This is a genomic window from Streptomyces sp. NPDC025793 (assembly GCF_055558375.1).
In genome coordinates this window covers 164,387-190,156 of record NZ_JBVHMR010000015.1, presented here as the reverse complement: position 1 = coordinate 190,156, position 25,770 = coordinate 164,387, and the positions used below count along the sequence as shown (strand labels likewise).

Sequence of the window (25,770 nt, the reverse complement as noted above, 5' to 3'; positions counted from 1 at the left end):
ACAGGAGGACGTGAGTTGAAGCACCGACGCATACCCGGGCGGCGGGCCGCCGTGGCCGGCGCGGGCATCGCCGCGCTGGTCGCCGCGGGTGTCACCTTGCAGAATGCGAACGCCAGCGAGCCGGTGAAGTCCGCTCCGGAGGTGCGAGTTCTCTCCGCTCCCGCGGCTGGAAATCTCGCCTCCACGCTGCTGAGCCATCTGGGCTCCGATGCCGCCGGGAGCTACTACGACGCCCAGGCGAAGAGCCTCGTCGTCAACGTGCTCGACCAGGGTGCCGCCCGGACGGTCGAGGCGGCGGGGGCCAGGGCGAGACTCGTCGGCAACTCGCTCGCCGCACTCGACGGCGCGCGGACCACGCTGAAGAAGGACGCGACCATCGCCGGTACGTCCTGGGCGACCGACCCGGTCGGCAACAAGGTCGTCGTCACCGCGGACAAGACGGTGTCCGGGGCGCAGTGGGCCAAGCTGAGCAAGGTGGTCGACGGGCTCGGCGCAAAGGCCGAACTGAAGCGGTCGAAGGGGGAGTTCAAGCCCTTCATCGCCGGCGGTGACGCGATCAGCGGGTCGGGCGGGCGCTGCTCGCTCGGGTTCAACGTGGTCAAGGGCGGGCAGCCGTACTTCCTGACCGCCGGGCACTGCACGGCGGACATCTCCGCCTGGTCGGACGCCGGCGGCAAGGAGATCGGGCAGAACGCCGAGTCGCACTTCCCGGGCACCGACTTCGGGCTCGTCAAGTACACGGCGGACGTCGCGCACCCGAGCGAGGTCGACCTGTACGACGGGTCCACCCAGAAGATCACCGGGGCCGCCGGGGCGACGGTGGGGATGAAGGTCACCCGCAGCGGGTCCACCACCCATGTGCACGACGGGACGGTCACCGGGCTGAACGCCACCGTGAACTACCAGGAGGGGACCGTCAGCGGGCTCATCCAGACCGATGTGTGCGCCGAGCCCGGTGACAGCGGCGGGTCGCTGTTCTCCGGGAGCAACGCCATCGGGCTGACCTCGGGGGGCAGCGGTGACTGCACCTCCGGTGGCGAGACGTTCTTCCAGCCGGTCACGGCGGCCCTGTCGGCCACCGGGGCGCAGATCGGCTGACCCGTACTTCTGACCCGTACTTCTCGCGGAGCCCCGTCCCCAGGGTGGTGGGGGCGGGGCTCCGGCATGCCCCCGCGGTCCTGGCGTGCGGACGTTTGTGCAGGTGGGAGGTGATCGAACGGATGTCGTACACACGTTCGAGAATGGAGGTATGGTGGGGGTGGAAGTAGGGAACTGATGTTCGAGTGCGGGAGGTGCGTGTGCCGGGCTTCGCGCATCTGCACACCGTCTCCGGGTTCTCCCTGAGGTACGGGGCCTCCCATCCGGAGCGGCTGGCCGAGCGTGCCTCGGAGCGGGGCATGGACGTGCTCGCACTGACGGACCGGGACACCGTGGCGGGGGCCGTGCGCTTCGCCAAGGCCTGCGCGGGGGCGGGCGTGCGGCCGGTTTTCGGGGTGAACCTCGCGGTGGCTCCGGCGCGGGCGCCGCGAGGCGAGCGGCGGCGTGCCCCGGTCCGCGGTGGCGCCTTTGTCGATGAGTCGATGCCCCGGGTCACCTATCTCGCCCGGGCCGGCGCCCAGGGGTGGGCCGACCTGTGCCGGCTCGTCACGGCCGCGCACAAGAGCGCGGACACCCCTCGGCTGACCTGGCCCGACAACCACGGCGACGGGCTGACCGTGCTGCTCGGGCCCGGCTCCGACGTGGGGCGCGCGCTGGCCGCTGGGCGGCCGGACCGTGCTGCCGTGCTGCTCGCCGCCTGGCGTGAGGTCTACGGGGACGCGCTGCGGCTGGAGGCCGTCTGGCACGGGCGTACGGGGACGGGGACCGGCTCGCTGCGGCTCGCCGCCCGTACCGTCGGCTTCGCCGCCGAGCAGGGGGTGCGGCCGGTGCTGACCAACGCGGTCCGGTACGCCGACCCCGGCCAGGGCCCGGTCGCCGACGTGCTGGACGCCGCCCGGCGGCTGGTGCCGATCGACCCGACGAAGGAGCTGGACTCCGGGGAGGCCTGGCTCAAGGGGGCGGGGGACATGCTGCGGGCGGCCGAGCGGATCGTGGAAGCCGCGGGCTACCGGCGCGGCGCCGCCCACCGGCTGCTGGAGCAGACCCGGACGACGGCCGCCGAGTGCCTGGTCGACCCCGAGGACGACCTCGGGATCGGTACGGTCCACTTCCCCGAGGCCCACCTCGTGGGTGCCGGGCGGCGGACCGCCCGGCGGGCCCTCGCCTCACGGGCGGCGGCGGGGATGCTGCGGCTCGGGTACGGCGGGCGGCGTGCGTACTGGGAGCGGATGCACGACGAGCTGGACATCATCGACCACCATGGTTTCGCTTCCTATTTCCTGACGGTCGCCCAAGTCGTGGACGACGTACGGGAGATGGGCATCCGGGTTGCCGCCCGTGGCTCCGGCGCGGGATCGTTGGTGAATCACCTCCTGGGCATCGCGAACGCCGACCCGGTCGAGCACGGGCTGCTGATGGAGCGCTTCCTGTCGAAGGAGCGCATCGTGCTGCCCGACATCGACATCGACGTGGAGTCGGCGCGCCGGATCGAGGTGTACCGCGCGATCATCGGGCGTTTCGGCGAGGAGCGGGTCGCGACGGTCGCGATGCCGGAGACCTACCGGGTCCGGCATGCCGTCCGGGACGTGGGTGCCGCCCTGTCGATGGACCCGGAGGAGATCGACCGGGTCGCCAAGTCCTTTCCGCACATTCGGGCCCGGGACGCGCGGGCCGCCCTGGAGGAGCTGCCCGAACTGCGGCAACTGGCGGGCGAGAAGGAGCGGTTCGGGCGGTTGTGGGAGCTGGTCGAGGCGCTCGACGCCCTGCCGCGCGGGGTCGCCATGCATCCGTGCGGGGTGCTGCTGTCCGACGCCTCGCTGCGCGCCCGTACGCCGGTGGTGCCGACCAGCGGCGAGGGACTGCCGATGTCGCAGTTCGACAAGGAGGACGTGGAGGATCTCGGGCTGCTCAAGCTCGATGTGCTGGGGGTGCGGATGCAGTCGGCCATGGCGCACGCCCTGGCCGAGGTGGAGCGGGCCACCGGGCAGCGGCTCGACCTGGACGCGGTGCCGGCGGGGGACGCGGCGACGTACGAGCTGATCCGGTCCGCCGAGACGCTGGGGTGCTTCCAGATCGAGTCGCCGGGGCAGCGGGATCTGGTGGGGCGGCTGCAGCCGAGCACCTTCCATGACCTGGTCGTCGACATCTCGCTGTTCCGGCCCGGGCCCGTCGCCGCCGACATGGTGCGGCCGTTCATCGAGGCACGGCACGGGCGGGCGCCCGTGCGGTATCCGCATCCGGACCTGGAAGGGCCGTTGCGGGGGACGTACGGCGTCGTCGTCTTCCACGAGCAGATCATCGACATCGTCGCCATCCTGACCGGGTGCGGGCGGGGCGAGGCCGACCGGGTGCGCCGGGGGCTGTCCGACCCGGAGTCGCAGGGGCGGATCCGGGTGTGGTTCGCGCAGCGTGCGGCGGCGAACGGGTACGACCTGGAGACGATCCGGCGGACCTGGGAGATCGTGGCGGCCTTCGGGTCGTACGGCTTCTGCAAGGCGCATGCCGTGGCTTTTGCCGTGCCGACGTATCAGTCGGCCTGGCTGAAGGCCCATCACCCGGCGGCCTTCTATGCCGGGCTGCTCACGCACGACCCGGGGATGTACCCGAAGCGGCTGCTGCTGGCCGACGCGCGGCGGCGGGGGGTGCCGATCCTGCCGTTGGACGTGAACGTGTCCGGGGTCGCCCATCGGATCGAACTGGTGTCTGAATCGGGGGTGTGGGGGGTGCGGCTCGCCCTGTGCGATGTGCACGGGATCAGCGAGGCGGAGGCGAAGAGGATCGAGGACGGGCAGCCGTATGCCTCCCTGGTGGACTTCTGGGAGCGGGGGCGGCCCAGCCGGCCGCTGGCCGGGCGGCTCGCCCAGGTCGGGGCGCTGGACGCGTTCGGCGCCAACCGGCGTGATCTGCAACTGCACTTGACCGAGCTGCAGCGGGGGGCGCGAAGCGGTGGCGGTGGTCAACTGCCCCTGGCCGGTGGGCGCGGGACCGCCCCGGCCGGACTGCCGGATCTGTCGGATGCCGAGCGGCTCAGCGCCGAGCTCGGGGTGCTGTCCATGGATGCCTCGCGGAATCTCATGGACGACCACCGGGAGTTCCTCGGGGAGCTGGGCGTGGTCTCCGCACGCCGGCTGCGTGCGGCGCGGCACGGGGAGACCGTGCTGGTCGCGGGCGCCAAGGCGGCCACTCAGACCCCGCCGATCCGGTCCGGCAAACGAGTCATCTTCTCCACGCTGGACGACGGCACGGGGCTGGTCGATCTCGCGTTCTTCGACGACTCGCACGACGCCTGCGCCCACACCGTCTTCCATTCGTGGCTGCTGCTGGTCCGGGGTGTGGTGCAGCGGCGCGGGCCGCGCAGTCTGAGCGTGGTGGGTTCCGCCGCCTGGAACCTCGCCGAACTGGTCGAACTGCGTGCCGAGGGCGGGCTGGACGTGGTGGCCGCGCGGCTCGCGGAGCCGGTGACCGGGGGCGGTGACGGAGCCGGAGACGGGGACGGGGACGGCGACGGCACGGGTGGGCGGCGGATCCGTCTGCCCACCGGATACGAGATGCATCCGTGGGCCGACCTGCGCCCCGCCGGGCAGGAGGCCGCGCAAGGGCCCGCGGCGATACGGAAGTTGTGGCACCAGAGTCCGGGGAGTGCGGGATGACCATCCTCTGCGTACGTTTCCAGCTGCCGCCGATGTACGAGGCGGCCCTGCCGGGGCTGCTCGGACTGCTGGAGGACTTCACCCCCGTCGTCGAGGCGCTGCCCCCGGACGGGGCGCTGGCCGATCTGCGCGGTGCCCAGCGGTACTTCGGGCGCGGTGCCGTGGAACTGGCCTCGGTGATCCGGGTGCGGGCCCTCGCGCGGTACGGCGTCGACTGCGCGATCGGCGCGGGGCCGGGGCCGATGCTGGCCCGCGTGGCGCTGCGCGGCGCCCGGCCCGGGGTGACGTGTGCCGTGCCGGAGGACCCGGACGCCGTCGCGGACTTCCTCGCCGGGCTACCGGTGTCCGCGCTGCCCGGCGTCGGTGCGGCGACCGCCCGCACCCTGTGCGAGTACGGCCTGGACACCCTGGGACCGGTCGCCGCCGCGCCGCTGTCCACGCTCCAGCGGCTGATCGGCGCGCGGGCGGGCCGGGAGCTGCGGGAGAAGGCGAACGGCGTCGATCGCGGGCGCGTCGTACCGAACGGTGTCTCGCGGTCGCTCGTCGCCGAACGGCCCTTCGAACGCGATGAGGTGGACCCCGACCGGCATCACAGGGCGCTGCTGTCGGCCGCCGAGGAACTGGGTGCCCGGCTGCGCGCGCTGGAGAAGGTCTGCCGCACCCTGACGCTCACCGTGCGCTACGCCGACCGGTCCTCGACCGCCCGCAGCCGCACCCTGAAGGAGCCCACCGCGCACTCGGCGGCCCTGACGCGGACGGCCTGTGGCATGTACGAGGCGCTCGGCCTCCAGCGCGCCCGGGTCCGCGCGATCGTCCTGCGCGCCGAGGGCCTGACCTGCGCCGACCAGGCCTCCTACCAGCTCACCTTCGACCCCGTGGACGAAAAGGTCCGCCGCATCGAGGAGGTCGCGGACCGCGTACGGGCGAAGTTCGGCCCCAGAGCGGTGATCCCGGGGTCACTGGCGGCGTGACTCCGTTCGGCCGGGTGTCAGTTGGCCCAGGGCGGAGCGATGCGGGTGCCGTCGGCGAGCTCCGCCTCCAGACCGACGGAGGTGGTGACCCAGGAGATCGCCGTGTGGCCGGACGGATTCTCCACGGCGAGGGTCGCGCCGGCGTTGACGATCACGGTGTCACCCGCGCCGATGCGGTCGGTCCGGCCGTCGAGGGTGATCAGCAGGTCGCCGACGAGCAGATGGAAGATCTCCTCCCGGGTGACGGTGTGCGCCGGGGCCTTGGTCCCCGGAGGAATCTCGCCGCGCCAGGCGCACAGTTCTCTGCTTCCGGTGAGCGGGGTCGCGTACGAGACGAAGCGGGCGCCGTGGATCTCGTGGGACACGGCCTGGGCGGAACGGACGACGGGCATGGCTGTGCTCTCCGTTCGGAAAAGTAGTCAAGCTGCTTGACTATATGGTCAAGCAGCTTGATCGATCCGTCAAGGGTGTTTCAATGCCTCGGTGCAGAACTCCGACGCCATGGCCCTGTCCGCCGCACTGCTCGCCGCCGCGGGCGACCTCACGCAACGCATTCACGAGGGGGTCCTGGCCCGAGGGTTCGCCGATCTGCGGCCCGCCCACGGCTTCGCCTTCGCGCGGCTCTCTCCGGACGGGGCCACCGTCAGCGACCTCGCCGCCCATCTCGGCGTGACCAAGCAGGCCGCGAGTCAGTTGGTCGACGAGATCGTGCGCAAGGGGTACGCCGAGCGCCGGCCGCATCCGCGGGATGCGCGTGCCCGGTTGGTCGTGCTGACCGAGCGTGGCCGGGACTGCACCCGGGCGGCGGAGCAGGCGGCCGCCGAGGTGGTGGGCGGATGGGCCGAGGTGCTCGGGGAGCGGGAAGTGCGCCTGCTGGGGGAGCGGTTGGCGCGCGTCGCGCCGGGCGGGCCGATCAGGCTGGCCTGGTGACGGAGTGTCGGTTCCAGTGATGTTCCACCGGTGCTGGAAGGTTTTTACTGGCGCGTAACTTCACACTTGCACTACTCGCCCGTAACTTGACGAGTGAACAGCGTCCTCGTGATCCGGATCACAGGGTAAGGCCGTCGCACCTCCCTTGAGCCGCAAGGAGATCACTCGATGCTGCCCTGGAAGCGAGCCCTCAGACCCCTCGCCGCACTGCTGCTCACCACCGCCGTCGCCGTCGTACCCGCCGCCACCGCGCACGCGGCCGACTCCGCCCCGAGCACCGGCTGGAACGACTTCAGCTGCAAGCCCTCCGCCGACCATCCCCGGCCGGTCGTCCTGGTGCACGGCACCCTGGGCAACTCGGTCGACAACTGGCTCTCCCTCGCCCCCTACCTGGAGGCCCGTGGATACTGCGTCTTCTCCGTCGACTACGGCCAACTGGCCGGCGTCCCCGTCTTCTACGGCCTCGGCCCCATCGACGAGTCGGCCGGCCAGCTGTCCGCCTTCGTCGACAAGGTGCTCGCCGCGACCGGCGCCGCCAAGGCCGACCTCGTCGGCCACTCCCAGGGCGGCATGATGCCCCGCTACTACCTGAAGTTCCTCGGCGGCGCCGCCAAGGTGAACGCCCTCGTCGGCCTCGCCCCCGACAACCACGGCGCCACCCTCAGCGGCCTCACCAACCTGCTGCCGTACTTCCCCGGCGCCTCGGACCTGATCAAGGCCACCACCCCCGGCCTCGCCGACCAGATCCCCGGCTCGGACTTCCTCACCAGGCTCAACGCGGGCGGCGACACCGTCCCCGGAGTGCACTACACCGTCATCGCGACCAAGTACGACGAGGTGGCCACGCCCTGGCAGAGCCAGTACCTGAGCGGCTCGGACGTCCACAACGTCCTGCTCCAGGACCTGTGCCCGCTCGACCTCACCGAGCACGTCGCGATCGGCCTGTTCGACCGCATCGCCTTCCACGAGGTGGCGAACGCGCTCGATCCGGCCCACGCGAGCGCCACCACCTGCGCGTCGGCCCTCAGTTGACGCGCGCCGGGGCCTGTCCGACCTGAGCCGCCGGACAGGCCCCGGAACCCTCAGCGGCGGCCCGTCGTCCGGCGCCGCACCGACAGGAACAGCGCGGCCGAGCCGAGCGCCAGCGCCGCCGCGGCACCGAGCGCCAGGTAGGTGGTGCCGGTGGACGCACCGGTCTCCGCCAGGTTGCGCGAAGTGCCCGCGGCCTCGGGCGCGTTGGCGGTGCGGTGCGGGGCGGCCGCGTCGCCGCCGCGGTCGTGGTGGCTCATCGTCGACTTGTCGGCACCCGCCGCGATCTGCCGGTCGGTGGGGGCGGAGGCGGCCGGGGCGGGGGCGGTGCCCGTGTTCTCCGTGGTGCCGCCGAAGTCGACGTCCGAGCAGGAGTAGAACGCCTCCGGGCTGTCCGAGCGCTGCCAGACCGCGTACAGCAGCTGCTTGCCCGAGCGCTCGGGGAGCGTGCCGGAGAACGTGTAGAAGCCGCCCGAGGCGACCGGGTCGGTGACCGTCGCCACCGGGTGCGCCAGATCCAGTTCGGACCAGGCCAGCGGCTTCGCCGGGTCGTAGCCGGGCTTGGTGGAATAGACCGTGAAGGTGCCCTTGTGCGGGGCCGTCACCCGGTACTTGAAGGTGTACGACCCGCTGCGCACGCGCGTCGCCGGCCAGTCGGCGCGGGCCAGGTCCAGGCCCTTGAACTCCTCGTTGTTCGCGCTGCACAGCTTGCCGTCCGGGATCAGCTGCCGGTGCCGGCCGGCCGCGTCGCCGATCCGGATGCCGTTCCAGTCGTACAGCGCCTGGGTGCCGCCCGCCGCCACGGCCGCCTTGCACGCGGCCGACCTCGGGCTCTCCGGCCCCTCGGCGTAGCACTGGGAGACCCGGCTGACCGGATCGCCCATCGAACCGTGCGCGGACGCGGGCGCGGCGGCGAGTGCCAGCGCGGTGCTGCCGAGGGCGGCGACGACGGCGACCTTGCGGCGTGCGGGCATGGGGAACTCCTCGAACGGTCCTCGGGGGCGGGCTGGATCCCGTATCCGAAGCTAGTCCCAAGAAACCGAGAAAATCGCCTGCTGGGGGCGGGCGGGGGAGATCCTTATGGCGGCGTTAAGGGAGTGCTCAGACTGCGCTGAGGCAGATAGCGTCCACGCCATGACGAACGACGAGATCAGGCCCGCCCGGGCCACCGACGCACCGGCCGTGAAGGCTGTGACCGACGCGGCCTACCGTCACTACATCGAGCGCATCGGGGTGGTGCCGCAGCCCATGGAGGCGGACCACGTGGCGGACGTGGCCGCGGGCCGGGTGTTCGTCCTCGGGGAGCCGGTGACCGGGCTCGTCGTCATCGGCACCCACGACGACCACCTGTTCCTCGACAGCATCGCCGTTCACCCCGACGCACACGGCAACGGGGTGGGACGGCGCCTGCTGGAATTCGTGGACGCACGCGCGCGTGCGCTCGGTCTGCCCGAGGTCAGGCTCTACACGAACGCGATGATGTGGGAGAACCAGGAGATCTATCCGAAGTTCGGCTACGAGGCGGTGGAACGGCGCGCGGACGGGCCGTACGACCGCATCCACTACCGCAAACGGCTGGGCTGACCACGCGCGGCCGGTCCGGTCAGCCGTCCGGCCACCAGGTGCGTGCGATGTCCTTGCGCACCTCCGGACGCCCCGCGGGGCGCTCCTCCGCCTCTTCGCGGATGCGGCGGCTGTCCGTCCTCTTCAGGGGCTTCTGCACGGTCGCGCGGCGCATGGCTGCCTCCTTCAGCACCTACCCGGTTCCGTGATGTCACGGAGGCAGACGCTTTCGGGGAGGGTTCCTCATCGGAGCCGGATTGTCAGTGGCGGGTGTCACTCTGTGGGCATGAGCGCTGTGGGCACGAACGAGATCGACTGGGACGCCGAGGCCGCCGGCTTCGACGACGAACCGGACCACGGGCTGCGCGACCCCGAGGTCCGCGCGGCCTGGGCGGCCAGAGTGCGCGGCTGGCTGCCCGGGCATCCCGCCGACGTCCTCGACCTGGGCTGCGGCACCGGCAGCCTCGCGCTCCTCGCCGCCGAGCGGGGACACCGGGTGACGGGTGTCGACGCGTCCCCGGCGATGGTCGAGCGGGCCCGCGCCAAGCTCGCCGGGCGGGACGCGGCGGTCCTGTGCGGGGACGCCGCGGCCCCGCCGGTGGGCGAGCAGCGCTTCGACGTCGTCCTCGTCCGGCATGTGCTGTGGGCCCTGCCCGCGCCCGACCGGGTGCTGCGGCACTGGCGCGAGCTGCTGCGGCCCGGAGGCCGTTTCGTGCTGGTCGAAGGGGTCTGGGGGACCGCGCACCCCGTCGGCATCCCCGCCGGGCGCCTCACCGCCCTGCTCGCGCCGCTGAGCGCGGACATACGCGTGGAGCGACTGTCCGGCGACCCGCAGCTGTGGGGCAGAGCCGTCGAGGACGAACGGTACGCGGTGGTGGCGACCGTGTGAGCCGATCCGGGCCGGGCGCGCGTGCCTGCGCCCGGCTCCGGCTCAGCGGGTCAGGCCAGCAGGTCCGCGAAGCCGTCGGCGCGGGCCAGGGACTCCAGCGTGTCCAGGGCCGCCACGGCGGCGGACGCGGCCCCGGGGTCCGCCTCGGTCAGCCCGCTCGCGGCGAACTCGTCCTCGTCCAGCCGTCGTACGTCGCTGCCGTCGGCGGAGCGCCACAGGTCCAGGTCGAGGTCCTCCACCACCAGCTCGGCGCCGGTGCGCACCGCCGGGCGGGTGATGTCGCAGTACCACCCCTTCACCGTGCCGTCCCCGGCCCGGACCTCCTTGACCGCGTACCAGCGGTCCCGCCAGAAGTACTCGGTGAAGACGTCGCCCGGCTCGAAGCGGACGAAGCCGAAGTCCCGGACCCCGGCGCCCGCCCAGGGGGCCCGTACGGCGATGCGCGTGCCGTCGTCGTGGAGCAGCTCGGCTGGGTAACGGATCTTCGTACGGCCGCCCTTGACCAGTACGACCGTCAACCCGGCCGTCGGTTCAGACGAGTTCGCGGACATGGCGGACCTCCGTCGCACAGATCTCGTACCCCAGCGACGTGTTGATCGCCAGCATCGGGGCGTTTGCGGTGTCGTTGCCCGTCAGCGCGTCGGTCAGGCCGGCGGCGCGGGCGCGGTGCAGCGAGTCGGTCTTGGCCAGCTTGGCCAGGCCGCGCCGGCGGAAGGCGCGCGCGGTGCCCGTCATCGCGGTGACATAGCGACTGCCCCCGTCGGTGTACGCCACGCTGAAGGCGACCGGGCGGCCCCCGGCCACCACGACCGTGGTCAGCTCGCGGTCGAGCAGCGGATGCGCCCAGGATCCCGTGAGCCAGGCCTCGTAGTCGGTGAACTCGACGTCGACGTCGCCCGGTTCGTCGGACATCGTCTCCGCGTCCAGCCGGAACAGCGGCCGCGGGTCGTCCGCGAAGTCCGCGGCCGTGCGCAGTTCGACGCCCGGCGGGGGAGCGGGCAGGGGCGGCAGCGAGGCGCGGGCCAGGTCCAGCCGGAGGAAGTGGGCGGAGCGGCTGGCACGGTAGCCGCGCCTCTCGGCGAAGGCGCGGTTGGCCGGCTCGTCCAGCACCCACGCGAACAGCTTCGTCGCCCCGTGCGCCGCCAGATGCTCCTCGGCGGCCCGCACCAGCAGGTCGCCCGCGCCGCGCCGGGTCCGCTCCGGGTGGACGTAGATGTTGAGCATCCCCTGGCCGGGTTCGGGGCTGTCGTGCGCCAGCATCACCTGGGCGGTACCGATCACCTCGCCGTCCTCCTCCGCCACGAGGGACCGGGCCCAGGCCTCGGGAGGGGTGCGGGTGAGCGTGTGCAGGACGGACGCGGGGGTCCACAGGATGTACGGGAGGGCCTGATGCCGTACCCGGGTGAAGTCCTCGACGTCGGGCGGGTCACCAGGACGCAGATCGCGCACGGTCACAGTCATGACAGGGGACCGTACGGACACACGTTCCGGTACGCCTCTCATTTTCCGGCGGGTGTGCCACGCCGGGTGCGGGACAATCGGGTCGTGAGCCTGAAGATCCGCATCGATGACAGCGCGCCCCCGTACGAGCAGGTGCGGGCGCAGATTTCCGAGCAGGCGCGGTCCGGGGTGCTGCCGGTGGGGTACCGGCTGCCGACCGTGCGCGGGCTGGCCGAGTCGCTGGGGCTCGCCGTGAACACCGTGGCCAAGGCGTACCGGGCGCTGGAGACGGACGGGGTGATCGAGACCCGGGGGCGCAACGGCACCTTCGTGGCGGCCGCCGGCTCGGCCGCGGAGCGGGGGGCCGCCGCCGCGGCGCAGACGTATGTCGAGCACGTCCGGAGGCTGGGGCTGGACGAGCCGGAGGCGCTGGCCGCCGTGCGGGACGCCCTGCGGGCCGGTTACGGGAAGTAACGCGAAGGCGGGAAGTCTCAGTGGAGCCGGGCCGGCTCCGGCACGCGCGTCACCGCCAGACCCGCCCGCTGCGCCGCCCTCCCGAACGTCACCGCGTCCGCCACCGCCGCCCCGCCGGGGTCGTTGTTGAAGTAGGCGTACACATCACGCGCGTGGGACCAGGTCGTCGCGACGCGGTCCACCCAGGTCTCCAGGCAGCGGCGGCCGTAGCGGGGCCAGGGGTGGGCGCGGCCCTCGTGGAAGCGGACGTAGCCCCAGTCGGCGGTGCGCCACAGCGGGGTCGTCGGGCGGGCCTGCACGTCCGCCCAGCACAGCGCCGCGCCCCGGGCCGACAGGACCTGGCGCACCTCGGACGTCCACCAGGAGGCGTGACGGGGCTCGACCGCCACCCTCGTACCGGACGGGAAGCGGGCCAGACAGGCGTCCAGCAGCGCGGGGTCCGCGCGCAGGGTCGGCGGGAGCTGGAGGAGGACCGGTCCCAGGCGGTCACCGAGGCCCGCCGCGTGGGTCATCAGCCGGTCGACCGGCTCGGAGGGGTCCTTCAGGCGCTTGATGTGGGTGAGATAGCGGCTGGCCTTGACCGCGACGACGAAGTCCGGCGGCACGCGCTCGCGCCAGGTCTCGAAGTTCTCCCGGGTCGGCAGCCGGTAGAAGGCGTTGTTGAGCTCCACCGTCGCGAAGAGCCGGGTGTACTCCTCCAGCCACAGCCGCGCCGGGACCCCGGCCGGATAGACGAGGTCCCGCCAGTCCTTGTACTGCCAGCCGGAGGTGCCGACGAACAAGGTCACACCACCATCAAAGCACTACAGGTACAGCCCCGCGTCCGCACCGTCCCGCGCCCCCGGCACCGAGGTCGGGGCCGTGCCCCGGCGCAGCGCGTACAGCTCGGCCAGGGTGGCGCCCTCGCGGGCGACGCCCTCCTCGGTGCCGAGCCAGTTCACCGCCTCGCGGCGGCTGAGCGGGCCCACCTCGATACGGGCCAGACAGCGGCCGGGGCGGACCACCGCCGGGTGCAGCCGCTCCAGGTCCTCGTTGGTGGTGACGCCGACCAGGACGTTGCGGCCCTGGCCGAGGAGGCCGTCGGTCAGGTTCAGCAGCCGGGACAGGGCCTGGCCCGCCGTGTGCTTGGCCTCGCCGCGGATCAGCTCGTCGCAGTCCTCCAGGAGCAGCAGGCGCCAGCGGCCCTTGCCCGCGCTGTCCTCCTCGCCGATCGCGATGTCCATCAGATAGCCGACGTCGGAGAAGAGGCGCTCGGGGTCCAGGACGCAGTCGACCTGGCACCAGTCCCGCCAGGAGCGGGCGAGCGTGCGCAGCGCGGAGGTCTTGCCGGTGCCCGGCGGGCCGTGCAGCAGCAGGAGGCGGCCGGCGATGTCCTGCGGGGTCGTCTTCATCAGGCGGTCCATCGCGTCCGCCACCGGGGCCGTGTAGTTGGGCCGGATCTCGTCCCAGGTGCCCGCGGAGATCTGCCGGGTGGTGCGGTGCGGGCCGCGCCGCGGGGAGACGTACCAGAAGCCCATCGTCACGTTCTCGGGCTGCGGCTCGGGCTCGTCGGCCGCGCCGTCCGTGGCCTGGTCGAGGACCCGCTCGGCGAGGTCCGCGCTGGTCGCGGTGACCGTGACGTCCGCGCCGCGGTTCCAGCGCGAGACCAGCAGGGTCCAGCCGTCGCCCTCGGCGAGCGTGGCGCTGCGGTCGTCGTCGCGGGCGGCGCGCAGCACGCGGGCGCCGTCGGGCAGCAGGGTCGCGCCGGAGCGGACGCGGTCGATGTTCACGGCGTGCGAGTACGGCTGCTCGCCCGTCGCGAAGCGGCCGAGGAACAGCGCGTCGACGACGTCGGACGGCGAGTCGGAGTCGTCGACGTGGAGCCGGATCGGCAGAGCGTCGTGTGGGTTAGCAGACATGCCGCCATGATCCGCCACCGATGACCTCCGCGCACGGCATTTCCTCCCCTTGTGCCGGGTGTTCCGAAGGGCCGTCGCGGGTGTCGCGAACTCCCGCCGGACGGATGCCCTCCGCCGTTACTGTTGTCCTTGATGGGACGTCATGGGTGGGATTCGGATACTCGGCGGTGGCGGCTCACCGCCCTGCTCGGCGTCGGCGCGGTCGCGCTGGCCCTGGTGGTGACCCTCGTCAGCACGCTGTCCGGCGGTCCCGGCACGACCGGCACCACCCGCGACGGCGCCACGGTGCACGGCACTCCGGCCCGGCCGAGCGCGGCACCGGAGCCGTACGTCGGCTGGGGCTTCACACACACCCAGTACAGCGCCGACCAGGGCGCCGGCGCGGCCACCACGCGCGTGGAGCGACTGCTCACGCAGAACCGCGGACTGGCGCAGAACCAGGCCGTCATGGGCTGGGGCGCGGACAACCCCGAACCGGTCCAGGGGCACTACGACTTCGGTGCCCTGGACCGGCGGATCGACTTCATGCGGGCCTCCGGCGGCACCCCGGTGATCACCCTGTGCTGCGCCCCGGACTGGATGAAGGGCGGGCGGGCCGGGGTCGGCAACACGAACTGGAGCCGGTCCGCCCTGGAGACCGCCCCCACCCCCGACCACTACCAGGACTACGCCGACCTCGCCGCGACCGTCGCCCGGCGCTACCCGGACGTGAAGCACTTCATCGTCTGGAACGAGTTCAAGGGCTTCTGGAACGACGCCAAGTCCCGCTGGGACTACGAGGGTTACACCACCCTGTACAACCTCGTGCACACGGCGCTGAAGAAGGTCGACAAGGACATCATGGTCGGCGGGCCGTACCTCGTCATGGACAGCGTCGACCCCAGGGACCAGAACGCCTCCGCCGCGGTGAGGGGTCCGTGGGGCGCCATGGACCAGCGGGTGCTGGACGCCTTCTCCTACTGGAACGCCCACAAGGCGGGCGCCGACTTCACCGTGGTCGACGGCTCCAGCTACACCCGCGACGACGACCTGCTGCCGGACGAGTTCGCGGCCACCGGCAAGTTCACCGCGGTCGGCGCGTGGATCCGGCGGCAGACCCACGACCTGCCGCTGTGGTGGGCCGAGTACTACGTCGAGCCCGGCGACGGCAACGGCAACCGCACCGGTTGGACCGAACCGCACCGCGTCGCCGCGCAGGCCACCGGCATGATCGCACTGGTGCGGGGCGGCGCCGACTCCGGCTTCTACTGGAACCCGGAGGGCAAGTCCGGCAGCGGCTGCGCCGGCTGCCTGTGGACGCCGACCGACAGCGCCGCCGGCGGCCGCGAACTGCCCATGTACGACCTGGTGTCCCGGTTCGCCAGGGCCTTCCCGCCGGGCACGCGGTACGAGGACGTGCCGGTCGCCGCGGACGACGTGCCGAACGTCCGTGTCCTGGCGAGCGACAGGACCGTCCTCGTGGTCAACACGCGGAACCGGCCGATCAGCGTGCGGATCGACGGCAAACGGTTCGGCATGGGGCCGTACGAGGTGAAGTGGCTCGACCGCTGAACGGCCGAGCCACCCTCACTTCATGGTCAGGAACCGCTGCACCAGCGCGGCCAGCACCACCGCCAGCAGCGGCAACGAGAACCAGAACGAGCCCTGCAACAGGCGCAGTTGCCGTACGCCCGGACGCATCGCGACGCGTGCGACCTCGCGTGCGGCCAGCAGCAGGACCAGCAGGACGGCGGCCAGCGCGCCGACCACCGACCACGGGGTCCAGGTCACGATCGGCCCGGTCGGCCCCGGGTCCGGCTTCGGCACCGCGCCCGCCGGCCGCTGCCGCATCGCGTACACGGTGACGTCGTCGTTGACGTAGGCCTTCGTCAGCTCCTGCCGGTCGTCCAGGTTCTCGACCAGCCGCCGCTCCCAGGACACGGGGTAGCCCGCGTCCAGCTGGAGATAGGTGACCTGACTGCGGTTGATCATCAGATACGAGTTCGGGCCCGCGTCCTTCAACGACTTGACCAGGCCCGACACCAGCACCGGGTCGGTCGGGGCCAGCGTGGGCACGTAGTTCACGCGCTCCATGTCCTTCGCGCCCCACGGCAGTGCCGGGGTCACGTCGTTGACCGTGTCCTGCGTCAGCCACAGGAGGCGGACCGTCGGCCTGTCGTGGGCGTACACCCAGTTCATCGCCGCGACCTCGCCGGGCCGGGTCCGCTCGAACGTCTCGTTGCCCCAGCGGGCCACCAGGAAGCCGCCCATCAGCAGCAGCCCGGCGAGCAGCGCGGCCGGCGGGGCGAGGCTCACCCGGTCCTTCGCGCGCTCCTTCGCCGTGACGCCGGTGCGCGGGAAGAGGGCGAGGGCGCCGAGCAGGGCCGCGCCCGGCACCGCGAACATGAAGACGCGCAGCGCCATCTCGCCGCCGTACGACTGCATGCCGAAGCCGAGGAACGGCACGAAGGTGAGGACCAGCAGGGAGCGTTCGCGGTAGCGGTGGATGCGCCGGCGCCACCAGCCCCAGCAGGCGAACGCCAGCACCGAGCCGGCCAGCAGCACGCGGACGTACAGCACCAGCTTGTGGCTCGAACTGCCGCCCTGGATACGGCCGGAGACGGAGGTCGACACATTGCTGCCGACCCCGCCGACCCCGCCGAACAGATCGTTGAAGTGCCCGGACCAGTACGGTTCGGCCATGAAGCCGAGCCATACCGCGGCCAGGACCCCGAACAGCAGGGGCAGGCCGCGCAGTTCGGAGCGGCCGAGCAGGACCAGGGCCGCGAGCACGCCGAGCATGACGAACGGGGTGAGCTGGTGCGCGGGCACGCTCGCCGCGTACAGGCCGATCAACACCAGGAGCAGGACGGACCGCTGCTGCCGGTCGGCCGGTGCCGGCTCGGCCTCGCCGGGCCGGTACGCCGTCCAGATCACGCGCGGCGACCGGAACCAGACCAGCAGGATCGCCACGAACATCAGGTACAGCAGATAGGTGAAGCCCTGCGGGGAGAAGTAGTCCTGGCCGACCCAGCCGCACAGCACGAACAGCCAGACGCCGGTCCACTTCGCCCGCCAGCTCGCCCGCATCGACCGGGTGAGCAGGAACATCGGGGCCAGATAGGCGAGTTGGACGGCGGTCGGCCACCAGCGGATGACCTCGGTGAAGTCCGTGACCCCGCAGGCCCGGCCGACGAACGCGGCGACCGCGAAGAACCCGGGCCAGCTCCAGCGGGCGTCCAGGTCGGGTACGGCGGAGCCGGTGCGGTCGATGTAGTCGAGGAAGCCGAGGTGCTGCCACGCCGTGGGGAAGCGCGGCTCGGTTTCGAGCACGGCGGGCAGGGCGTGCAGTGACACGACCGTCGCCAGCAGGGTGAGCAGCAGCAGCGCCCGGTGTTCGCGGCGCAGCCACAGCAGCGCGGCGAATACCGTGACCAGCAGAGCGGCCCCGGCCAGGGTCGGCAGCGGCAGCACCGAGACCAGCCCGAGCCCGCCCATCCGGTCCAGGTCCGCCTCGCCGAGCCGCAGCGCGGGCACCCAGTACAGCAGCAGGGCGGCGATCAGCAGACAGCCGAGGACGACTCCGGAGCGGGTGGGCAACAGACGTTGCGTGAGCGGCCCGTGCGCCGCGTGCTCCTCAGGGGCCTCTTCCTCGTCCGGTACGGCGCGTTCGGCGGCCAGGGACGTGTCCGGTCCCCCCGCCGTGGACGGCGCGTCGACCGCCGCCGCCGCCTCCCGCGGCAGCGGCGTGCCCGTGGGCGGGGTGCCCGGGCCCGGGCGGACGTCGGGACGGCGCTCGGCGTGGTCGAAGTCGACGTGGATGCCGAGGGCGAGGGTGTCCGAGTCCAGCGCCCAGGCCGGACCGGGCCGGCGCGTCGTGACGCCGGCGGCCGGGACCTCGCGCGGGCCCAGGTCGGCGAGGTCCCCGTCGGGTGAGGCCGCGTCGGCCGCGGCGTCGGGGGCGCTCCGGATCGTCCGCCACAGCCGCGGCGCGGCGAGCGCGGCGATCACCGCGAGACTGCCGGCCTCGGCGACGCCCGCGCCGGTCAGCCCCATCCGGGACAGGAGCAGCAGGGTCGCCCCCAGCACCAGAGCGCACAACAGGCCCTGGAACAGGGCGAGTCCGCCGGTGCGGCTGCGCGCGCGCAGCACCGCGAAGTACGTCTCGATCACGACCCGCAGCACCGAGCCGACCGCGAGCCAGCGCAGCAGCGGGGTCGCCGCGTCCGCGTAGCCCGCGCCGAACACGCCGAGGATCCAGGGCGCGCCGACGATCAGGACGGCGGCGATCGGCAGCATGATCCGGGCCATCCGCCGCAGCGCCGCCCGGGTGTGGGCGGCCAGCCGGTCCGGGTCGTGCGAGCCCTCGACGGTGAGGGAGGCGCCCATGTTGATGGCGAGCAGGTCGGTCGTGCCGCCGATGGTGGTGGCGATGTAGAAGTACGCGTTCTGCGCCGAGCTGACCTGCGAGGCGACGATCACCGGGACGAGGTAGATCACCGCGAGCGAGAACAGCGAGCCGGTGTAGTCCCCGGCCAGGAACCGGCCGACCTGTCGCAGCGTGGGCGGTTCGGTGCGGCCCTCGGTCGCCCTGACGTGCCGGGGCACCAGCCGCCGGAACACCAGCCAGCCCAGCGGCACGACCGAGGTGGCGATGGCGGCCACCCAGGAGACGAAGACACCGGTGGCGGGTATGGCGACGGCGAACGCGGCGAGCAGGGCCAGCTTCACGGCCGAGAACACGGTGTTGCCCACCGGCACCCAGGTCGCGCTGCGCAGCCCGGTCAGCACACCGTCCTGGAGCGTGAGCAGGTTCCAGGCCATGACGGCCACGACGAAACCGAGCCCGTGCAGCGTGCCGTGCAGGAACCGGTAGGACGGTCCCCAGGAGTCCAGGGTCAGCAGGAAGACGCCGGCCGCGACCGCCACCACCAGCGAACTGCCCGCGTACGTACGGAGGATGATCGTGCCGGTGCGTTTCCCGGACACCGGGATGAAGCGGGCGAGGGCACCGGTCAGGGTGACCGCGGTCAGTCCGGCGAGGAACTTCATCGCGGCGATGGCGGCCGAGCCCTGCCCGACCGCCGACTCGGAGTAGTAGCGCGCCGCGGCCAGCCAGAAGCCCAGCCCGAGGACGGCGCTGATGCCGGTGTTGAGCATCAGCGCGTAGGCATTGCGGAACAGCGGGCTGCCGTCGCGCGGGGACCGGCCCGCCCCGGGCGCCTCGTCGGCGCTGGTCGTGGCCTCGGTGGTGGTCGTCGTGTCAGACACGGGAACGCATGGCCTTCCGGCGGACCTGGCGGATCTGGCGGGCTCTGCGGACGAGGGCGTACCCCTTGGTGAGGGCTCGGTCCCCGGCGAAGGTGCGGGCGATCGCACGGCCCTGGAGCAGCCGCTCGAACTCCTCGACCGTGGTGCCGCGCCGGACCGTGACCCGTTCGAGTGCGTACGGCCCCTGGCGTCGGCGGGCGAGCGCGTTGCCGACGGCGAGGGCCTGGGCGTAGCCGCTCGCCCGCACCGCCCGGCGCACCCGGCGGCTGGAGTAGCCGTACGGGTAGGCGAACGACAGCGGGCGGGCGCCGAGTTCGCCCTCGACGATCTCGGTGCAGCGGTCCAGCTCGGCACGGAGCTCGTCGTCGCCGAGCTGGTCGAGCTGCGGGTGGGTGTGGCTGTGGCCGCCGATCTCGACGCCGGCGGCGGCCAGTTCGCGCACTTGGGGCCAGTCGAGCATGGTGTCCAGTCCGCCTCCGGTGTCGTACGCGCCCCGGAGCCAGCCGGTGGAGACGAACAGCGTGGCCGGGAAGCCGTGCTTGGCGAGCACGGGCAGCGCGTGCCGGTGCACGCCCTCGTAGCCGTCGTCGAAGGTGATCAGCACCGGCCGGGCGGGCAGCGGGCGGCCGGTGCGCCAGCGCTCCGCGAGGCCGGCGGTGGTCAGCGGGGCCAGGCCCAGATCACCGATCAGCGCCATCTGCTCCGCGAACGCCTCCGGCGCGACCGACAGGGCCCGGGTGGCGTCGTTGGGGGCGGTGGCGACGGAGTGGTACATGAGGATGGGCACGGTCGACTCATCCATCGGTGCCCCCCGCCGAACCGGCGTGCGCCCGACCGCCTTCTGCGGCAGCGCCGTGTGCCCGAGCGCCGCCGGGGGCCGGTGGCGCGGGTGCCTGCTGGGCCGGTGGCACGGGTGGCGGCCCGTGGACTGGCGGTGCGGGTGGCGTCGTCTGGGCCGGTGGCGCGGACGGCGTCCCTTGGGCCGGTGGCGCGGAGGGCGTCTGCTGGACCGGTGGCGCGGGTGACGTGCCTTGGGCCGGCGGTGCGGACGGCGCCCCCTGGGCCGGCGGTGCAGGCGGTGCCCCCGGGACCGGGGGCGTGGACAGCGTCCCCCGGACCGGCGGGGTGGACGGCGTTGCCCTGTCCGGTGGTGTGGAGGGTGTCTGTGGGGTTGCAGGCGCGGACGGTGCCGCCTGGATCGGGGCCGCCGAGAACGTCGTACCGTTGCGCCGCGCCCGTAGGCTGCCCACCGCGTAGCCGCCGGCGGCGCTCAGCACGCCCGCGACGATGGCGGCCGCGCGGCCCGCGCCGCCCGGGCGGGCCAGCAGGGCGTCCCGCAGACCACGAGCCACCCCGGCGGGCAGCACCCGGGTGGTGTACCGGCGTTCGGACTCCAGCCCCTTGCCCGCGCCGACGCTGCGGGCGACCAGTGCCTTGGACAGGCCCTCGGCGTAGGCGCGGGTGCGGAAGTAGGCGAAGTGCTCGCGGGGCGCGGGCACCCGGTGGTGGATCACCGCCCGGTCGTCGATGAGCAGGACGGCGTCGGGGCGGGCGCGGGTGAGGCGGATGCACAGCTCCGTCTCCTCGCAGCCGAGCGGGCGGCGGTCACCGTCGCGGCCGATGCCGGTGGCGAAGCCGCCCGCCGCGTCGAAGGCCGTACGCCGGAACGAGGCGTTTCCGCCGAGCACGTTGCGGACCCGCACCCGGCCGGCAGGCAGGCCCTTGTAGGTGCAGCCCACCACCCAGTCGAACTCCTCCGGGAACCAGTCCGGGCGCCGGCCCGACGCCCAGACCGGCACCGTACGGCCGCCGACCGCCATGACGCGCGGGTCGGCGTACCCGGCGGCGAAGTGGCGCAGCCAGTCCCGCTCGGCCACGGCGTCGTCGTCGAGGAAGGCGATCACGTCACCGCGGGACGCCGCGATGCCGGTGTTGCGGCCGGCGGACAGGCCGCGCGGGCCCGCGTTGGCCAGCACGCGGACGCTCCCGGTCGGCTCGCACTCCTCCTTGTACTCGCGCTCCAGCCGGTCCTTCAGGGCCGGGTTGTGGTCCACGACCAGGAGCGTCTCCAGCGCCGGGCGCGACTGCGCGCGCACCGAGGAGACCGCCGCGAGGATGTCCTCCCAGCGGTCCTCGGTGTACACGCAGATCACGACGGAGATGTCGGGATCTCTCAAGACACCTCTCCCCGGACCGCGTCGAGCATCGGCGAGTGGCGTTCCTGGCGGCGCAGCTCACGCCGGTTGGAGCGCTCCTTCAGGATGACCTGGAGCACCCGGAACCCGTCGCGTACGGCGCGCAGGTTGCTGGTGCCGTGGATGCGGAGGTACTCGTGGCTCGGTATCTCCTGGACCTTGAGCCCCGCCTTGACCACTCTGATGTTCATCAACGTCTCGACCTCGAAGCCGGTGCAGTCGAGGTCGATCTTGTCGAGGCAGTGCCGCCAGAAGGCGTTGTAGCCGTAGCACAGGTCGGTGTAGCGCGCCCCGAACTTGCGGTTGACCACGGCGCACAGCGCACGGTTGCCGAGCTTGCGGATGAAGGTCATGTCGTCGGTGCCGCCGCCGTTGGCGAAGCGGGAGCCCTTGGCGAAGTCGGCGCCGGAGACGAGCGCGGAGACGTACGACACGATCTCGCCGCCGTCCGCCGAGCCGTCCGCGTCGACCATCACGATGATGTCGCCCCGGCAGGCCTCGAACCCGGTGATCAGGGCATCCCCTTTGCCCTTGCCACTCTGTTCGACGACCCTGACGCCGGGCCACAGGGACCGGGCCACCTCGACCGTGTCGTCGGTGGAATTGCCGTCCACCAGAACGACTTCGTGTATCCAGTCCGGAAGGGTCTTGAAGACGTAGGGCAGATTCTCCGCCTCATTCATGGCGGGAATCACCACGCTCACCGGCGGAGTGATCGCGAGGTGAGAGGAGATGGGCCGGTAGTTCGCGGCGATTAACGGATCTTGCCCCGAAGCCGGCGGGCGCAGAACGGAACTCATGGGTCTTTTCCCTCTCGTCCGGTGGACCACCCACCCCCGGGTGGCCCGGTTGTCTGTCCGGTTCGAAAGGGGGGTTACTCATCTTCGGTACGGCGAAATGATCTCCGGGCACGTTGATGAGCTGGCAAAGCTGGCCGGTCTGCCCGGGAAATACGGCAGCCGGTCGCGCGGCACGACTCGGTCACAGCTGTGGTCACCGAGCACGGCACCCCCCTACCGCGCCCCGCGCCGGAACGTCACGGCCCTGAGCCCTCCCCTGAACCGTGTGCTGACGGACCGATGCGGGTGAGACGTATGACGGTATTGACGATTGAACCAGAATGGCAAGACCTGGATATCAGTCTCACGTTTCTGTTGGTTTGGCCGTTGCATAACTTTGGCCGGAGTTACTCACTTTTACGTAGAAGAACCCACAGGAGCAGCAGCAGACTCGGTGCGGTCACGGCGATCACCCCGCCGTGGACGGACCAGCGGTGCACGGCCAGCATGCTCTGGGCCACCAGCATGTTGAGGACGACCGAGCCCGCAAGGGCGGCGAGCGTCCGGGGGTACGGATCCAGCCCGCGCAGCGCCGCCGCGATGGCCGCGGCCGGCGCGGCGAGCAGGAAGAACAGCGTGCACGGACCGCGCAGCGGTGAGCCGGAGTCGGTCAGGGCGAGCAGGGCGCCGACCGCCGCGACGGCGGTCGCGGCCCCCATGAGCAGCGGCGACAGGACCCTCCCCGGTCCTGGCCGTGCCCCTTCGGGCTGCTCGGTGGCGCCGTCCGATGGACGTGACTTGATGCGTAAGGTCTGCATTGGCGACCGTGCCCCCCGATTTGACCCCGACGCGCGGGATGTCGGGCTTCAATGTGGCGCAGGCCGGGGCGGGGCGTCAAGACGGGATCCGGGGCCGAGTTGACTCGCGGTCAACACGCTTGGCATGCACGCGCAAGATGCGGTGCGGTGAACTTCTTCGGCTGATCTTGTTCAGACTTCAAAAGTTCTTGGCATGAACACTTCCGGTCAACACGCGTAGGAGTTACCACAGTTGTAGGCAGAGATCCTGCTATAGGGAGGCACCATGAGTCGTTCCAGACTTTTCGGATTCGTGACCTCGCTCCTCCTCGCCGCCGGACTCGGACTCGGCGGAGCCGCGGCGGCCCAGGCCTCGACGGCGGCAACCGGCGGCTATGTGGCGCTCGGTGACTCCTACTCCTCCGGAGTGGGAGCGGGCAGCTACATCGGCTCCAGCGGCAGCTGTGACCGCAGCACCAACGCGTACCCGTACCTGTGGAACGCGGCCCACTCCCCGTCGTCGTTCGCCTTCAACGCCTGCTCCGGCGCCACCACGGACGACGTCCTCGGCAACCAGCTCGGCGCGCTGAACTCCGGCACCTCACTGGTCTCCATCACCATCGGCGGCAACGACGCCGGGTTCTCCGACGTCATGACGACCTGCGTGCTCCAGTCCGACAGCAGCTGCATCAGCCGCATCAACACCGCCAAGGCGTACGTCGACTCCACGCTCCCCGGCAAGCTCGACAACGTCTACAACCAGATCAGCGCCAAGGCCCCGAACGCCAGGGTGGTCGTGCTCAGTTACCCCCGCTTCTACCTGCTCGGCCAGACCTGCCTCGGGCTGTCCGACACCAAGCGCTCCGCGATCAACGGCGCAGCCGACTACATGGACACCGCCATCCAAGCGCGTGCCGCGGCGCACGGCTTCGTCTTCGCCGACGTCCGCTCGGCCTTCTCCAGCCACGAGATCTGCTCCGGCGACTCGTGGCTGCACAGCGTGAACTGGCTCGACATCACCGAGTCGTACCACCCCACCGCGGCCGGCCACTCCGGCGGCTATCTGCCGGCGTTCACCGACAACGCGTAACCGACCGTACGCGGCACGGGTGATCCACGCGTCAGCACGTCACCCGTTCCGATCACTCGTCAGGGTGAAGTTCCGGACGAGTCCGAAGCGGAAGCGGAGGCCCCGCCCGACGGGGTCTCCGTCGCCGTCGCGCAGCTCACCGAGAACGGCACCGCGTTCGACGTGGCCCGCACCGGGGCCCGTACCTCGACGCTGACCGCGTTGTCGGCCGAACCGTGCTGGGAGTACGTCGTCAGGGTCACCCGCACCTGCCGGCGCGTCCCGTCACCGGCCCCGAACGACAGCGTCTGCCAGCCGGGATCCGCGACCGACCCGTGCGCGAGCACCCACCGGTACGCCACCTGCGCCGGCACCCGTCCCACCGTGAACGTCGCCGTGAACGCGGGCGTCTGTCCGCTCGGCGGCGGACAGGGGCCGGAGTACGCCGTGTGCGCGCCGGTCAGCGTGACCTGAACCGACTGAGCGGGCGGGGCCGACGACGAGGCGCCGCTGCGCGGGGCCGACGGCGTGCCGTTGCCCGCGTCCGTGCCGCTGTGCGTGGGCGCCTGGGCGCTGCCGCTCACCAGGGGACCGCCCGTGCCGCTCGCGCCGTCGCTCCCGTGCCCGCCGTTGTCACGGTTGAGCAGGGCGTACGCCAGCCCCGCCAGCGCGACCACGATCACGAGCAGCCCCGCCACCAGCGCGACCACCGCCCCGCGGCGGCGCCCGGGTTCCGGTTCGTCGGGCGGTGACTGCGTGGTGGCGGGCGGTGGTTGGGGCGCCCAGGACTGCTGCCGCGACCACGGTTCCCGGGCCACGACGGTCCGGGCGTACGCGGACGGATCCGGTGGCGGCTCCGGGCGGGGCGCCACTCCTCCGGAGGGGGTACCCCCGGCCGCGACGAGCCGCAGCTCCCGCTCCGCCCGCTCGGCACCGAGCCGCCCGGCCGGGTCCTTGCGCAGCAGGCCCGCGATCACCGGCGCGAGCGGACCTGCCCGCAGCGGCGGCGGCAACTCCTCGTCCACCACGGCCCGCAGGGTGCTCAGCGGGGTGTCGTAGCGGAACGGGGAGACGCCCTCGACGGCCGCGTACAGCAGCACGCCCAGCGACCACAGGTCCGGCTCGGGGCCGGGGGTGCGGCCGAGCGCACGCTCCGGAGCCAGGAACTCGGGCGAGCCGACGACCTCACCGGTCATGGTGATCGCCGAGCTGCCCTCGACCGAGGCGATCCCGAAGTCGGTCAGCACCACCCGGCCGTCGTTCGCGAGCAGCACGTTGGGCGGCTTCACGTCCCGGTGCAGCACCCCGGCCGCGTGCGCGGCGCGCAGCGCGGACAGCACCTCGGCGCCGATGTGCGCGGCCTCCTGCGGTGCCAGCGGGCCCTCCGCCTCCAGCCGGTCGGCGAGCGACAGCCCGCGCACCAGCTCCATCACGATCCAGGGGCGGCCGCCCTCCATCGCCACGTCGTACACCGTGACCACGTTGCGGTTCGCGACCCGGGCCGCGGCCCACGCCTCCCGCTCCAGGCGGGCGTACATCCGCTCGACGTCGGAGGCGGACAGCCCGGCCGGGGCGCGCACCTCCTTGACGGCCACCTCTCGGTGCAGCACCTCGTCCCGGGCCCGCCACACGGTGCCCATGCCGCCCTCGCCCAGCGGGGACAGCAGACGGTAGCGGCCCGCGATCACACGGTCGCGGCCCGGATCTTCGGACACGAGCGCCCCCCAGGCATGTCGCG

At 72.4% G+C, this 25,770-nt stretch carries 22 protein-coding genes and 1 pseudogene; 10 read left to right on the top strand and 13 right to left on the bottom strand.

Going from position 1 to position 25,770, the window contains the following annotated elements:
- Positions 1 to 15 precede the first annotated feature (15 nt).
- The 3 genes from ACZ4MF_RS27235 to ACZ4MF_RS27225 all read left to right on the top strand — a co-directional run bounded on the left by ACZ4MF_RS27235 (position 16) and on the right by ACZ4MF_RS27225 (position 5,719).
- Positions 16 to 1,098, top strand: coding sequence for a S1 family peptidase (locus ACZ4MF_RS27235; protein WP_467494527.1), 1,083 nt, complete (start codon positions 16 to 18; stop codon positions 1,096 to 1,098).
- A 200-nt stretch (positions 1,099 to 1,298) separates the two neighbouring features.
- On the top strand, positions 1,299 to 4,748 hold the full coding sequence (locus ACZ4MF_RS27230) for a DNA polymerase III subunit alpha (protein ID WP_467494563.1): 3,450 nt from the start codon (positions 1,299 to 1,301) through the stop codon (positions 4,746 to 4,748).
- Positions 4,745 to 5,719: a DNA polymerase Y family protein gene (locus ACZ4MF_RS27225; protein WP_467494526.1), complete on the top strand. Its 975-nt coding sequence runs from the start codon at positions 4,745 to 4,747 to the stop codon at positions 5,717 to 5,719. The genes ACZ4MF_RS27230 and ACZ4MF_RS27225 overlap by 4 nt, the downstream gene beginning before the upstream one ends.
- 17 nt (positions 5,720 to 5,736) lie before the next feature.
- Here the strand turns inward: ACZ4MF_RS27225 and ACZ4MF_RS27220 are convergent, their stop codons facing one another.
- Entirely contained in the window at positions 5,737 to 6,111 is a 375-nt protein-coding gene (locus ACZ4MF_RS27220; protein ID WP_376289090.1) for a cupin domain-containing protein, read from the bottom strand.
- Between the two features lie 91 nt (positions 6,112 to 6,202).
- On the opposite strand from ACZ4MF_RS27220, the gene ACZ4MF_RS27215 reads away from it, so the two are divergent.
- Complete coding sequence (locus ACZ4MF_RS27215) at positions 6,203 to 6,649, top strand: MarR family winged helix-turn-helix transcriptional regulator (RefSeq protein ID WP_467494525.1); 447 nt, start codon at positions 6,203 to 6,205, stop codon at positions 6,647 to 6,649.
- Positions 6,650 to 6,817: 168 nt separating this feature from the next.
- Positions 6,818 to 7,681, top strand: a complete 864-nt coding sequence (locus tag ACZ4MF_RS27210; protein ID WP_467494524.1) for an esterase/lipase family protein — start codon at positions 6,818 to 6,820, stop codon at positions 7,679 to 7,681.
- 50 nt (positions 7,682 to 7,731) lie between these two features.
- On the opposite strand, the gene ACZ4MF_RS27205 is transcribed toward ACZ4MF_RS27210, so the two are convergent.
- The gene (locus tag ACZ4MF_RS27205; protein WP_467494523.1) at positions 7,732 to 8,652 is read right to left on the bottom strand and encodes a lytic polysaccharide monooxygenase auxiliary activity family 9 protein; all 921 of its coding nucleotides are present in this window, start codon (positions 8,650 to 8,652) and stop codon (positions 7,732 to 7,734) included.
- Between the two features lie 160 nt (positions 8,653 to 8,812).
- Between ACZ4MF_RS27205 and ACZ4MF_RS27200 the strand changes: the two genes are divergently transcribed.
- Positions 8,813 to 9,262 (top strand): GNAT family N-acetyltransferase, encoded by a 450-nt coding sequence (locus ACZ4MF_RS27200; protein WP_467494522.1) that lies wholly within the window; start codon positions 8,813 to 8,815, stop codon positions 9,260 to 9,262.
- Between the two features lie 19 nt (positions 9,263 to 9,281).
- Here ACZ4MF_RS27200 and ACZ4MF_RS27195 read toward each other — a convergent pair whose 3' ends face one another.
- Complete coding sequence (locus ACZ4MF_RS27195; RefSeq protein ID WP_256464732.1) at positions 9,282 to 9,416, bottom strand: hypothetical protein; 135 nt, start codon at positions 9,414 to 9,416, stop codon at positions 9,282 to 9,284.
- Positions 9,417 to 9,527: 111 nt separating this feature from the next.
- On the opposite strand from ACZ4MF_RS27195, the gene ACZ4MF_RS27190 reads away from it, so the two are divergent.
- Positions 9,528 to 10,130, top strand: a complete 603-nt coding sequence (locus ACZ4MF_RS27190; RefSeq protein WP_467494521.1) for a class I SAM-dependent methyltransferase — start codon at positions 9,528 to 9,530, stop codon at positions 10,128 to 10,130.
- Between the two features lie 50 nt (positions 10,131 to 10,180).
- On the opposite strand, the gene ACZ4MF_RS27185 is transcribed toward ACZ4MF_RS27190, so the two are convergent.
- Both ACZ4MF_RS27185 and ACZ4MF_RS27180 read right to left on the bottom strand, forming a co-directional pair.
- A complete protein-coding gene (locus ACZ4MF_RS27185) occupies positions 10,181 to 10,681 on the bottom strand; it encodes a ribonuclease FAU-1 family protein (protein ID WP_467494520.1) in 501 nt (166 codons plus the stop codon).
- Positions 10,662 to 11,591 (bottom strand): GNAT family N-acetyltransferase, encoded by a 930-nt coding sequence (locus ACZ4MF_RS27180; protein ID WP_467494519.1) that lies wholly within the window; start codon positions 11,589 to 11,591, stop codon positions 10,662 to 10,664. Before ACZ4MF_RS27180 ends, ACZ4MF_RS27185 begins: the two co-directional genes overlap by 20 nt.
- An 84-nt stretch (positions 11,592 to 11,675) precedes the next feature.
- Between ACZ4MF_RS27180 and ACZ4MF_RS27175 the strand changes: the two genes are divergently transcribed.
- On the top strand, positions 11,676 to 12,044 hold the full coding sequence (locus ACZ4MF_RS27175) for a GntR family transcriptional regulator (RefSeq protein ID WP_356022554.1): 369 nt from the start codon (positions 11,676 to 11,678) through the stop codon (positions 12,042 to 12,044).
- Between the two features lie 17 nt (positions 12,045 to 12,061).
- On the opposite strand, the gene ACZ4MF_RS27170 is transcribed toward ACZ4MF_RS27175, so the two are convergent.
- Together ACZ4MF_RS27170 and ACZ4MF_RS27165 are read right to left on the bottom strand one after the other, a co-directional pair.
- Positions 12,062 to 12,832 carry a DUF72 domain-containing protein gene (locus ACZ4MF_RS27170; RefSeq protein WP_467494518.1) on the bottom strand — a complete coding sequence of 257 codons (771 nt, stop codon included), beginning with the start codon at positions 12,830 to 12,832 and terminating at the stop codon, positions 12,062 to 12,064.
- Positions 12,833 to 12,847: 15 nt separating this feature from the next.
- Complete coding sequence (locus tag ACZ4MF_RS27165; RefSeq protein ID WP_467494517.1) at positions 12,848 to 13,942, bottom strand: DUF5925 domain-containing protein; 1,095 nt, start codon at positions 13,940 to 13,942, stop codon at positions 12,848 to 12,850.
- A gap of 132 nt (positions 13,943 to 14,074) precedes the next feature.
- On the opposite strand from ACZ4MF_RS27165, the gene ACZ4MF_RS27160 reads away from it, so the two are divergent.
- Positions 14,075 to 15,493 (top strand): GH39 family glycosyl hydrolase, encoded by a 1,419-nt coding sequence (locus ACZ4MF_RS27160; RefSeq protein ID WP_467494516.1) that lies wholly within the window; start codon positions 14,075 to 14,077, stop codon positions 15,491 to 15,493.
- 15 nt (positions 15,494 to 15,508) lie between these two features.
- On the opposite strand, the gene ACZ4MF_RS27155 is transcribed toward ACZ4MF_RS27160, so the two are convergent.
- From ACZ4MF_RS27155 to ACZ4MF_RS27135, 5 genes and pseudogenes are all read right to left on the bottom strand, one after another.
- Positions 15,509 to 19,192: a lipopolysaccharide biosynthesis protein gene (locus tag ACZ4MF_RS27155; RefSeq protein WP_467494515.1), complete on the bottom strand. Its 3,684-nt coding sequence runs from the start codon at positions 19,190 to 19,192 to the stop codon at positions 15,509 to 15,511.
- A complete protein-coding gene (locus tag ACZ4MF_RS27150; protein ID WP_467494514.1) occupies positions 19,185 to 19,994 on the bottom strand; it encodes a polysaccharide deacetylase family protein in 810 nt (269 codons plus the stop codon). Before ACZ4MF_RS27150 ends, ACZ4MF_RS27155 begins: the two co-directional genes overlap by 8 nt.
- Positions 19,995 to 20,385: 391 nt before the next feature.
- Positions 20,386 to 21,369: pseudogene (locus ACZ4MF_RS27145) on the bottom strand (glycosyltransferase family 2 protein); the annotation flags it as partial.
- Positions 21,366 to 22,187 carry a glycosyltransferase family 2 protein gene (locus ACZ4MF_RS27140; protein WP_071375857.1) on the bottom strand — a complete coding sequence of 274 codons (822 nt, stop codon included), beginning with the start codon at positions 22,185 to 22,187 and terminating at the stop codon, positions 21,366 to 21,368. The gene ACZ4MF_RS27140 and the pseudogene ACZ4MF_RS27145, both read right to left, overlap by 4 nt.
- 386 nt (positions 22,188 to 22,573) lie before the next feature.
- Complete coding sequence (locus ACZ4MF_RS27135; RefSeq protein ID WP_467494513.1) at positions 22,574 to 22,885, bottom strand: hypothetical protein; 312 nt, start codon at positions 22,883 to 22,885, stop codon at positions 22,574 to 22,576.
- 364 nt (positions 22,886 to 23,249) lie between these two features.
- On the opposite strand from ACZ4MF_RS27135, the gene ACZ4MF_RS27130 reads away from it, so the two are divergent.
- Positions 23,250 to 24,053, top strand: coding sequence for an SGNH/GDSL hydrolase family protein (locus ACZ4MF_RS27130; RefSeq protein ID WP_467494512.1), 804 nt, complete (start codon positions 23,250 to 23,252; stop codon positions 24,051 to 24,053).
- A 59-nt stretch (positions 24,054 to 24,112) separates the two neighbouring features.
- On the opposite strand, the gene ACZ4MF_RS27125 is transcribed toward ACZ4MF_RS27130, so the two are convergent.
- A complete protein-coding gene (locus tag ACZ4MF_RS27125; protein ID WP_467494511.1) occupies positions 24,113 to 25,747 on the bottom strand; it encodes a serine/threonine-protein kinase in 1,635 nt (544 codons plus the stop codon).
- Positions 25,748 to 25,770 lie beyond the last annotated feature (23 nt).